10 protein-coding genes and 2 rRNA genes are annotated in these 11,279 nt (G+C 38.8%); 9 read left to right on the top strand and 3 right to left on the bottom strand.

The annotated features are described in order from the left end of the window. Positions 1-44: 44 nt before the first annotated feature. Positions 45-159: ribosomal RNA gene (gene rrf / locus KZA12_RS06090) — 5S ribosomal RNA — on the top strand. A gap of 569 nt (positions 160-728) precedes the next feature. Here rrf (KZA12_RS06090) and KZA12_RS06085 read toward each other — a convergent pair. Beyond that, positions 729-1,538, bottom strand: a complete 810-nt coding sequence (locus KZA12_RS06085; protein WP_218689587.1) for a hypothetical protein — start codon at positions 1,536-1,538, stop codon at positions 729-731. A gap of 159 nt (positions 1,539-1,697) precedes the next feature. Continuing rightward, positions 1,698-2,138, bottom strand: a complete 441-nt coding sequence (locus KZA12_RS06080; RefSeq protein ID WP_218689586.1) for a hypothetical protein — start codon at positions 2,136-2,138, stop codon at positions 1,698-1,700. Positions 2,139-2,413: 275 nt separating this feature from the next. Here KZA12_RS06080 and rrf (KZA12_RS06075) point away from each other — a divergent pair. From rrf (KZA12_RS06075) to KZA12_RS06050, 6 genes are all read left to right on the top strand, one after another. Continuing rightward, positions 2,414-2,527 (top strand): 5S ribosomal RNA (gene rrf / locus KZA12_RS06075). A gap of 185 nt (positions 2,528-2,712) precedes the next feature. After that, positions 2,713-3,537 carry a TIGR02391 family protein gene (locus tag KZA12_RS15050; protein ID WP_218689585.1) on the top strand — a complete coding sequence of 275 codons (825 nt, stop codon included), beginning with the start codon at positions 2,713-2,715 and terminating at the stop codon, positions 3,535-3,537. 21 nt (positions 3,538-3,558) lie between these two features. Further along, on the top strand, positions 3,559-4,737 hold the full coding sequence (locus KZA12_RS06065) for a HEPN-associated N-terminal domain-containing protein (RefSeq protein WP_218689584.1): 1,179 nt from the start codon (positions 3,559-3,561) through the stop codon (positions 4,735-4,737). A gap of 163 nt (positions 4,738-4,900) precedes the next feature. Continuing rightward, positions 4,901-5,314, top strand: coding sequence for an OsmC family protein (locus KZA12_RS06060; RefSeq protein ID WP_218689583.1), 414 nt, complete (start codon positions 4,901-4,903; stop codon positions 5,312-5,314). A gap of 1 nt (position 5,315) precedes the next feature. After that, complete coding sequence (locus KZA12_RS06055; protein ID WP_218689582.1) at positions 5,316-5,780, top strand: flavodoxin family protein; 465 nt, start codon at positions 5,316-5,318, stop codon at positions 5,778-5,780. Between the two features lie 60 nt (positions 5,781-5,840). Next, entirely contained in the window at positions 5,841-6,491 is a 651-nt protein-coding gene (locus KZA12_RS06050; protein ID WP_218689581.1) for a DUF938 domain-containing protein, read from the top strand. 165 nt (positions 6,492-6,656) lie between these two features. Here KZA12_RS06050 and KZA12_RS06045 read toward each other — a convergent pair whose 3' ends face one another. After that, positions 6,657-7,448: a dienelactone hydrolase family protein gene (locus KZA12_RS06045; protein ID WP_218689580.1), complete on the bottom strand. Its 792-nt coding sequence runs from the start codon at positions 7,446-7,448 to the stop codon at positions 6,657-6,659. A 292-nt stretch (positions 7,449-7,740) separates the two neighbouring features. On the opposite strand from KZA12_RS06045, the gene KZA12_RS06040 reads away from it, so the two are divergent. Continuing rightward, positions 7,741-9,828, top strand: a complete 2,088-nt coding sequence (locus tag KZA12_RS06040; protein ID WP_201623179.1) for a catalase — start codon at positions 7,741-7,743, stop codon at positions 9,826-9,828. A gap of 571 nt (positions 9,829-10,399) precedes the next feature. After that, positions 10,400-11,167: an MBL fold metallo-hydrolase gene (locus KZA12_RS06035; RefSeq protein WP_218689579.1), complete on the top strand. Its 768-nt coding sequence runs from the start codon at positions 10,400-10,402 to the stop codon at positions 11,165-11,167. Positions 11,168-11,279 lie beyond the last annotated feature (112 nt).

The following is an 11,279-nucleotide window of genomic DNA, read 5'->3' as shown; positions in this document are numbered from 1 at the left end:
TTAAGTCAAAAACAATAAAAACAGACTCATATCTAACCCCCTTTGCTGACGACAATAGCATGATGGCCCCACCTGATCCCTTCTCGAACTCAGAAGTGAAACATCATCGCGCCAATGGTAGTGTGGCCCCGGCCATGTGAGAGTAGGTCATCGTCAGCTCTCTATTCTAAAATCCCCCAATCAGTTATCTGGTTGGGGGATTTTTTTATCTTTACTTTAGTAGTGACCTACACCGAAAACCCTATTTAAAGGGTTTTCTCTTGCGCAGCCTAACAAAGCAGTGCTTTGTTTTAACGGCGCTCAGGTTATCGTCAGCTCTCTATTCTAGATTCGCCCCTTGACTTAACGGTTAAGGGGCTTTTCTTTGTTCTTGAATTTGTACATTTTAACTGACTATATTACGAGTTGGTACTCCATTGCTGACTAGATTTAAATATATCTTGGTAAAGCGCTTCTCTTATTAGTTGAATGCTAAGCTTATTTCTATCTTCATTTAAGCGAAGTATTCGCGGTAGGGTACTGATTCCTAGTTTGCCATCTGCTAAAGCATAATGCCTATAATTTTCATTTATTATTTCATTACATTCAAATTCTGTATAGACCATGCTGTTCTTCTCTGTTTTGGCTAAACGAACTATGGATATAAAAAGGTCTTCGTGTATAGATAGGTTCATTTGATCAATTTCTGCTAATGAATACTCAGGAGTCTTACCTAGTTTTATTTTTTGCTAGAAGCTGCCATTTTTTTGCAGGTAATAGTATTTGTTGATGCCCTTTTTGAACAACTGCAGTTTTTCTATAGAGACTTCCGTTTCATCCAACTGTTGCTTAACAGTCAGTAAAGATTTGCCCATAACTTGACAATCATCATCTAAGCTTAGCTGCCCCTCATAAAATAAATCACGTGATTTAGTTAGTAATCTTCTTAGAGTAATTAATTTTACTAGCATTATTTCGCTGCTAGCAGAGTACATAGATAAAGGCTGTAGTCTAAAATCCTGAATGTTCTCACTCATCTGTTTCATCAGTCGGTCTAAATGATAGAATAAATAATCTTGGTCATTTAAATCATGAGAAGTTTTTTCAATGATGTTGGGTAGCTTTTGTAGTATTAAAATTGATAGTTGTTTTTCATACTTTATCATTCGATCTTTTATTATTAACTCAGGAGCACTACCGTCTTGTTGTAGTGGTTTTTTGAGCAGGGGTCGAAGATAGTCTTGATACAATTGCTGAATCTGGTGTATAAACTTCAGCAGATTATCTGACACTCCTCTATCAAGAGTATACAGTCTGCTCATACAGTAAGAAGCATGTGCTATATATTCTGAGTTATGCATACTGTCTTTTTTTAGAACAATATGAGTTAAGTAAATATACTTATTGCTACTACCACTATGATCTTCATACAGAAAGCGCCGAAAGGAGTAGGGGTTGTTTTCCATCTTATTAGCAGTGCCGATTAGATACCAATAGTGCTGTCCTTCGACAATAAAAAACTTTCTTTCTGTGCCTTGTTGCTTGATAAAAGGTGGCAAGTAACTGGTTTCTTGAAAGCTCAGGTCAGAAGAATCCCAATTACGGAAATCTCGACCTTGGATTTGCTGTTTAATAAAAACTTCTTTGAAATACGATTTGACTAAATCAACGTCAATATTACGTATGCCAGCATCTATATCTAAACTAACATTATCGATTCATAATGCTAAATCGTATAAAAAGGCTACTCGTATTTTTTGACGGTTCTTTTGATCCTGCAGCAGGTCGTTAACTTCTAAATTATCTAAGTAACCTAATATTGCCTCAATTTTATCTGCCAGTTCTATAGCATTGTATTGGGTAACCTGTGGATCAATTATTTCTGCCATATGCAGGGCTATAGACACTAAGTCTTTATTTGTAGTCTGCAGGTTTTTTATGGTTAATGCTAAGGTATCAGGTCGATTATATATGGGCTTCCTATCCGCTCCTATATAGATACCTCGTGGTTTTAAGATATTCCTATAAACGCTAATTTGAGCTTCTTTATTTAGCTTAGGAAGAATATCCCTAATGACTTCTAACCAATCTGAGCTAAGCGTTGGATCTATAGACTTTAGTTTATATAGCTGGTACTCAGAAAGATCATGAATATTCATTAGTTATAGCCTTTTAAATATTTTTGTCATGTGTTTCATGGGGTGAAGACTTGATTATAATATATGGTTATAAGAATATAAATAATTATTAGTAAACTTTTATCTATTATTTTTACAAATCGAATCTACTTTAAATGTAGATTCTGATCATTGCAGTTAACAATCTAGTATTTCGATATCACCTTTACCCTTGATTCAGTTAGGTTATGATTGGTCGATTTAAACCTAGAATTTAAATCAAAGACAATCAAAACAGACTCATATCTAACCCCTTTGCTGATGGCAATAGCTTGATGGCCTTACCTGATCCTTCTCGGAATCAGAAGTGAAACATCATGGCGCTAATGGTAATGTGGGTTCGCCCCTGTGAGAGTATGTTGTTGTCAGCTGTCTTTTCTAGATAAACCCCCTTTTGACTTATGTCAGAGGGGGTTTTTTTGTTCGAAAAATTAACGATTACGTATTTATTTTCTATTGATTATTAAACTAGTTATAAAGTTAAAATAGTTGATTATAGGGTAAAGTAAATATTTACAACTTTCTATTACTAAAATAATTAGAATAAGGAACATTAGTGAAAGCTAAGTTTGCAATTCTTCAATATGCAGGTGAAAGTGGTATTACACAAATATGTAAGGATGCAGTCATCCAGCTAATATATGCTGGTGAAAAGATATACAAAGTAAAAATACTTACCTTCGAAGAGACCCATTCAAAAGCTCATGCATTGTTGCTAACTATTGAATACGATATACAAATAGTAATTAAAGGTGGTTTTGCTTCTGGTTACAATGGAGAGGGGCCAAAAGGATATGCATTTGTCTTAAACTTACTGAGACAGTATACAGATAATATAAATGAGTATATCGTTTCGAAATCAATTTTTGAACGTATATCTAGCTCAAGTCTAACAGTAAAAGATTTAGAGTATATAGAGAGTATTGAGCGGGTTCGTCCTGCTAGGTGGTACGATTCTGCTTACCTCTACAAGGAACGTGAGCACAATACTTTTAGTGAGTTTCCTCTCACTATTCCTATGGCTTTACTTGATACACGACTCATTGAGATAGCCTTAGAGTTTAAAACTAATCCAGATGATTCGATAATGAGCGGATACCGAAAAATTGAATCTATCGTTAGACACCGTACTGGCTTAGACCATGAAAGCAGTACTAAGTTGTTTGCAAAAGCCTTTCAAGGTGATGATTCGATTTTATGTTGGGATAAATTAGATTCAGGTGAGTCTAAAGGAGGGGCATCGTTGTTTATTAGTGTCTTTATGGCTTATCGCAATAATCGGGCACATCAAGAACCCCGATATAATCTAAGCGGTGATATTCGAGAATTTATGCTGATAAATCAGTTATTTATTTTAGAAAGTGAAGCAGTTGAAAGATAATTATAGGTTTAGGAGGAAAATTTGGGATATCATTCAGAATTGTCGATTTCTATGTACGAATCACCTCAACTTAGTGGGCTTAATAAATCGATATGTTCATATTGTGTTTTAGACGATTCATTGTCTAATTTAGTAGCTGTTAATCTTAGTTCAAATTCATGCTCCTATTGTGGTGAAGAGAATGAAGAGGGTTATTTGATCGCCGCTCCATATAATGTAGTGATGAAACGGATATATGACTCAATATTTCAGTATTACGCAGATGCGCAAGATGTAGGTATGCCATGGGTTGAAAAAGAATGGTTGGTACCAGAAACCAATATGTGGGAAATCCTTGATGAATTTGATCCTGGTTGGAGCGGTGAGTTTTGTAAGGATTTAATTGAAAGTTCTGATGCAAGTCTTTATTTAGTAGAACATGTCAAAAATGATTGGTCTATTGAAAGTTCATCTTCTGCACTATCGTATGGCTGGTCAGCATTTAAAAATCAAGTTTTACATAAAACGCGCTATTTATTTTTGTCTGAACCCGAAGATGAACTCTCTTCTGGTAGACCAGATTATATTCCTGTTTCAAGTATGCTTGGTGCTCTTGGGGCACTTTGCAATACAGAAAAACTTGTTGCTACTATTCCTGTTGGAACCGAGTTTTATCGAGTTAGAGTTAATAAACAGGAAGGGGAAGAGTTCAAGGAGTTCTCTGATGTTGGTGTCCCACCAGAAGGAAAAGCCAATGCTGGCCGTATGAATCCAGCTGGTATTTCTTATTTTTACTTAGCTTGCGATCAGGGTACAGCTGAAAAAGAAGTTATCACAGATTCGAAAGAATGGTCAATCGCTAAGTTTAAATCGATAAAAGATATTCAAGTTATAGATTTTGTTGATATGCCAAAAATACCAAGTGTTTTTGAGCCTGCAAAGTATGATGCTAAACAAAATTTGTCATTTCTTTATTCATTAGTACACGATTTAACGTTACCAGTTACAAAAGATGGCAGAGAGCATGTTGAGTATGTGCCGACACAAATTGTATCTGAGTATTTTAGATTTAGATTCCAAACTGAAAATGCGCAGCCTATTTTAGGGTTGCGTTACCGTAGTGTGAAGAACCCTGCTGGTATTAACATTGCTGTATTTGATTCAGAGAATATTTCACTGGAAAAGATTTTTGAATTAGTATCTATAAAAAAGAATTGCTAGCAAACTGTTTATGAGTGGTTCTCAATGCGTGGCATTGTACTTGAGTATAAGAGCAGTGGTATCACACAATCTACGATAAGGGTTGGGCGCAATAATATTATTGATCTTATCATCCAGCTTAAATACATTATAAATATCGAACAGAATTATAAAAGGGAAAAATATGACAACCTCAAAAGTAACCTACCAAGGTCAATTGCGTACTCAAGCTATTCACCTGCAATCAAATAACGAAATTATTACTGATGCGCCGACAGATAATCACGGTAAAGGTGAAGCTTTTTCGCCAACAGATCTTTTAGCGACGAGTTTAGCCAGCTGTATGCTCACTATTATCGGTATTAAAGCTGCTGATATGGGTATTGATGTCACTGGCACTACTGCTGAAGTGACTAAAGTGATGGCTGCTGATCCAAGACGAGTTAGTGAAATACACATAGTGATGACTTTTCTACAAGAGCTAGATGAAAAGACATTAACCATATTTTATAGAACTGCTCTAACTTGTCCAGTGGCTAACAGCCTACATCCTGATATTAGCCAAAACTTAGTTTTTAGCAATAGTAATAAATCTTAATATGTCCGTCAAAACGCTACTCATCGTTGCTCACGCGCCATCAGAGAATACTCAGAAGCTAGCGCAAGCCGCTTATCAAGGCGCTAATCATCCAGAGATTGATGTCAAAGTGGTGCTAAAGTCACCACAAGATACGCAGCCGGAAGATGTGTTAGCCGCTGATGCCTTGTTATTGGGGACTACTGAGAACTTAGCTTATATGGCAGGACTGACCAAAGACTTTTTTGATCGTTGCTACTATCCGGTGTTAGACAAGAAGCAAGGCATGCCTTTTGCCTTGTATATTCGTGCTGGTCATGATGGTACAGGGACCAAACGTGCTATGCAGACTATCATTACTGGACTACGCTGGAACTATGTACAAGAGCCGTTGATCCTACAAGGAGAGTGGCAAGAAGGCTTCGCTGAGCAAGTTGAAGAGCTAGCCATGACTTTGGCGGCTGGACTAGAAGCCGGTATTTACTAGACCTATTTTATAATGCTCATTTTTAACAGTAATTATTAGGGTCAGTTATCAGAGGTCGTTATGAACGCAGATAAATCAGCGCAAGCTAGTGTACAGATAACAGCTAATTTGCCATTATCGCGAGCTTGTGAGAATAATAAACAGCCTATTTTAGAGGTTCTGCAAAAAGAGCTGCAAGATTCGCAGCAAGTCTTAGAGATAGGGTCAGGGACTGGTCAACATAGCGTCTATTTTGCGCCAAATCTAGCTCATCTGCAGTGGCACACTAGCGATGTTAGAGCTAATCATTGGGCTATTAAAGCTTGGCACGCCGCTCACCCTGCCTCTAATTTACAGGGGCCTTTAGCTTTTGATTTGGCTAGTGATGCTTTTCCTAATAGTCCTATTGATACTATAGCTTACGATACAGTATTTACCGCTAATACCTTACATATTATTAGCTGGGCACTAGTTGAGCAGTTATTCCGGTTAGTAGGCGAGGCATTAGCTACGGATGGCAAACTTATCATTTATGGCCCCTTTAATGAAGACGGTTATTACACTAGTGTTGGCAATCAGCAGTTCGACGCTATGCTACGACAACGCAACGCTGATAGCGGTATTCGTGATAAAGAAAAGGTTGTGGCTCTAGCGACTATGCACGGTTTAACGCTGCAAACTAGCTATCAGATGCCTGCTAATAATCAATTATTAGTGTTTCAAAAACAATAACACTCTCAGTTATCAAAATGAGTCATTACCGCTTTAGGATAAAAAAATATCTCAATCGACCTTGATAAGATCTAAATTGAGATATCTGTTGGTTCAAGCTTATTTATATCGCCTTAATTTTAGAGTTTTAATGTTTTAAGATTGTAAGGCTGCTAATTATCAGCCTTATTTATACTCGTCTGCTAAAAAGTCCAGATAACGTTTCCAAGAGCGCTGGTCGGCACGCGCATCATAGCTAGCCGTATCAAAAACCGTATAAGCATGTTTAGCGCCGCTATAAGTTACCATCTCATGTGGTACTTTGGCGGCTTCTAAAGTCTTGCCCAGCATCGTAAAGCTCTCAAGAGATACTGCTTCATCCGCTGTACCATGAAAAACTAAAATCTCTCCGCTAGTAGTGTCATAATTCTGACCTGCTGGAATATCAAAGGCTCCATGGAAAGGGACAAAAGCTTTTTGTGGGAATCCCGAGCGCGCCAACTCTAAGGCAACCGTGCCACCGAAACAGTAGCCCATAGTCACCCCTTGCTGCACGTTATTACCTTGTTGCTGACCGACGTTTAATGCTCCAGCAAGCAAGCGGCGCATTTTATTTCTATCATCATATAATCTGGCAGTCAGACGTTTTTTATCTTCCATAGTGGTTGGACGAATGCCAGCGCCAAACATGTCAGCTGCTAATACATTGTAGCCTTGACTGGCGAGCATATCTGCCCGTTTACGCTCATAGTCGGTAACCCCATCCCAATCATGTATCAGTAGAATAAAAGGTGCATTAGGTTTATCTGCTTTGGCGTAATAGCCTTGATAAGGCATATTATCTACCGTATAACTAATATCTTTAGTAGTAATAGCACTGGCTGTTTGGCTAACCATTAATCCCATAGCCGCTAAACAACAGCCTAGTAGCAAAGAGCGGTAAGGGGTGATCGGGACATTGACTGAAGTGAATAACATAAGTAGCCTCATCGTTTAAATGAATAAATTTTGACTAAAAGTCGTATCGATTGAGAGCAAATACTATAAATACTGCTGATGGGCTAGCATTATTTATAGTAAATGATAACTACCCTAACAGCAGCTATTATCGATCATAGCATGACCTAGAAAAACTAAGAAAGGAGTTTAGGTAGAGTGCAAAAGTTAACTAAAAATCAACAAGGATAGCCATGATTGAATCATTGTTTTTGGGTACTATTGTCTAGTAATGTTTTTAGTTTTCACTTTCGATAACTAGCTAGGATGGATTATGAAAAGTAATATTGATCATACTGACCCCGCCAAAGATATGAATCCAACACGTGGTAATGGTGGTGAAACCCATCAGCGTGCTGGTGACGATACTAAGGCTTTGACCACCCAACAAGGTGTAGTCATATCTGATAACCAAAACTCTCTTAAAGCAGGAAGTCGGGGACCGACTTTATTAGAAGACTTCGTGTTGCGTGAGAAGATTAATCATTTTGATCATGAGCGTATTCCTGAGCGTGTGGTTCATGCACGTGGTAGTGCTGCCCATGGCTATTTTGAATTAACTGAATCGCTAGAAGAATATACTACTGCTAAGATATTGACTGAGACTGGTAAGCAAACCCCTTTGTTTACACGTTTCTCTACTGTGGCTGGTAACAAAGGCTCAAAAGACACTCCACGTGATGTCCGTGGTTTTGCGGTAAAAGTCTATACCGAAGAGGGTAACTGGGATATCGTTGGTAACAATATGCCCATCTTCTTTATCCAAGATGCAATGAAGTTTCCAGATTTAGTTCATGCGGTAAAACCTGAGCCTGATCGTGGCTTTCCGCAAGCGGCCTCTGCCCATGATACTTTTTGGGACTTTGTGTCACTAAGTCCTGAAACTATGCACAACGTGATTTGGCTGATGAGTGATCGTGGTTTGCCCCGTAGCTTGAGAATGATGGAAGGCTTTGGTATTCATAGCTATCGCTTGATTAATAAAGATGGCAAAAGCACCTTTGTCCGTTTTCATTGGAAACCAGTACTAGGCGTACAGTCAACGACTTGGGATGAAGCCGTAAAAATATCTGGAGCCGATCCTGATTATCATCGTCGTGACTTGTTTGAAGCGATTGATGGTGGCGATTATCCAGAGTGGGAATTCGGTGTTCAGCTATTCTCAGAAGAGCAAGCTAATGAGTTTCCATTTGATCATTTAGACGCCACTAAGTTGATTCCAGAAGAACTGGTACCCGTTAAAATCGTCGGTAAAATGGTATTGAATCGCAATGTAGATAACTTCTTTGCTGAAACTGAGCAAGTGGCGTACTGCTTATCACACGTACCACCTGGTATCGACTTCAGTAACGATCCACTGCTGCAAGGACGTTTATTTAGCTATCTAGATACTCAGTTATCTCGTCTTGGCTCACCAAACTTTGCGCAGATTCCAATCAATGCGCCAAAATGTCCGTTTGCTAATAATCAGCAAGATGGTCATATGCAGATGCAGGTTCCTAAGACTCGAGTTCTTTATGAGCCGCAAAGCTTAGACCCGACTAGACCGCGTGAAAGTGTTAAAAAGGGCTTTGAGTCGTTCCATGAAAAAATGGACGATGGGGTTAAAGGTCGTGTACGCGCTGAGAGCTTTGCTGATCATTATAGTCAGCCTCGCATGTTCTATCGTAGTCAGACCGCTATAGAACAAGCCCACATCGCTTCTGCTTATGCGTTTGAGCTAGGTAAAGTAGATACGGCTCATGTTCGGGTACGTACTTTGAGTCACTTGCTCAATATCGATGAAGATTTAGCCAAGCGTGTGGCGACAGCGCTAGGGATGAAATTGCCTGAAGCCGCTGAGCCAGCAGCAGCTATAGTTGATATGGCTACTTCTGAGCCACTACAAACTATCGGTCGTACACCTAAGAGCTTAAAAGGACGTTTAGTCGGTATCTTAGTTGCTGATGGGTCCAAGCATAGCGAAATTCAAAAGTTTGAAGATGCAGCCAAAGAGCAGGGCGCTAGCGTGAAGATCGTCGCTCCGAATAAAGAAGTGCTATTAGATGATGGTACTCGTATCCAAGCTGATGAGCGTCTAGCTGGTGGTCCATCGGTGCTATTTGATGCCGTCGTTAGTATCATCATGCCAGAGCAAGCTAAAAAGCTGGCTAAAGACAGCTCAGCATTAGATTGGTTTACCGATGCCTATGTGCATTGTAAAGCTATCGCTTATTGCGGGGCGACTGACGAATTCATCTTAAGTAAATTACCGATTGAAAAAGATGCTTTTGTTACGCCATTGTCTGATCTAGATGGCTTTATCGAAAACGCTAAATCGCGTTTATGGGAGCGTGAGCCAAAAGTCCGTGACTTGGCTTAACAGTTATTGATTATTAATTATGGTTAATTGCTATTAATTTACTTTGATTTTAGACTACAAAAACCCAGCCTAAGTGCTGGGTTTTTGCTATTAAGCGCATAGATATATAGCAACACAGATATAGGCATAGAGTAATTAAAAAAATATAAACACAAGCGTTCACTGAGAATAATATATTTTGACTGTAGCAAGGCTATACTTAGGGGGTGTTAAATTTTTATCAGCCGAGCAATACTGTTGGCAATGGCTCAAAGCTGGATGGCAAACTAGATTGAAATTGCAAATAACGCAGAGGGTTTTTTATTAGGATAAGCGGCTAGATTTGCTACCTCCTACTTCTTAAGCTCAGCAGTAAAACCTCCTAGCAGTCGTCAACAACAGGACTGCTTTTTTGTGCTACGGCGCTAAAGCTAGGCCATTAGCCACACTGTACTACAGAGCTTTTCGCTGCTATTTGAAAATTATTAGAATAGAAATAGTCTCTATTAAAAACATATTAATGCTGTAATCAATGGTTTGACACCAGCTAATTTGAATAAAACAATGACAGATATTACGTCAGGAAATATTTATGACTTTAAGTAATATTATTCGTATAGACGGGTATATCCAAAGTAGTTATTTGGCCGTATACCCAGATAAGCTGCTATTACTCGATGGTTGCTGTCGTGCTGATGTGCCGATAGTATTACGCTATATCAAAAACACGCTGCAGCGTCCTATAAGTGACCTAAAAGTAGTTATGGTTACTCACATGCATCCAGATCATGCTGGTGGTGCTCACAAGTTGCGAGAGGCGACAGGCTGCCTAGTCGTATCCGCTGATAAACCAAAACAATGGTATGCCGGTATTGGTGGTCAAATGATGCACTTAGTAGATATTGGCTTAGCTCATTATGTGGCCAATAGGCAAAATCGTCCTTTCAAAAAACTATGGTACTCCGCTCATTTGCAAGCTGATATAAAAGTTAGTGATGGGGAGAGTATTCCTGAGTTTGAAGATTGGCAAGTGTTAGAGACACCTGGACATACTGATCGAGATTTGTCGTTGTATCATTTGCCCACCCGACAAGTATATATCGCTGATCTAATCATTAAGCTTCGTCATAAGTTTGTCGCCCCTTTTCCTATTTATGATCCCAAATCTTATATCAATTCCCTGCAAAAAATAAAAAATCTTAATCCTACTAAGGTAATGATGGCGCATGGGCGTGAGCTGGCTATCGAAGACGCTACTTTTGATATGCTTATCGTACAAGCCCCTAAAGAGCCGCGTACAGTAAAAGATACTATCAAGCATAAGCTAAGAGGCAAAAAGAGTAATTTTAGCGAATATTAATTATCCCCTTGAGCGCTGATAGGAGATAGCAACTACTAGCACAGAAATTATAGGCATAAAAAAAGCCCAATCATTATAAATAATGACTGGGCTTTTGGAATATGGTGGACCG

The sequence above is a fragment of the Psychrobacter sp. BF1 genome (assembly GCF_019279065.1).
In the GTDB taxonomy this organism is placed as follows: Bacteria; Pseudomonadota; Gammaproteobacteria; order Pseudomonadales; family Moraxellaceae; genus Psychrobacter; species Psychrobacter urativorans.
This window is presented reverse-complemented; position numbering and strand designations above follow the sequence as displayed.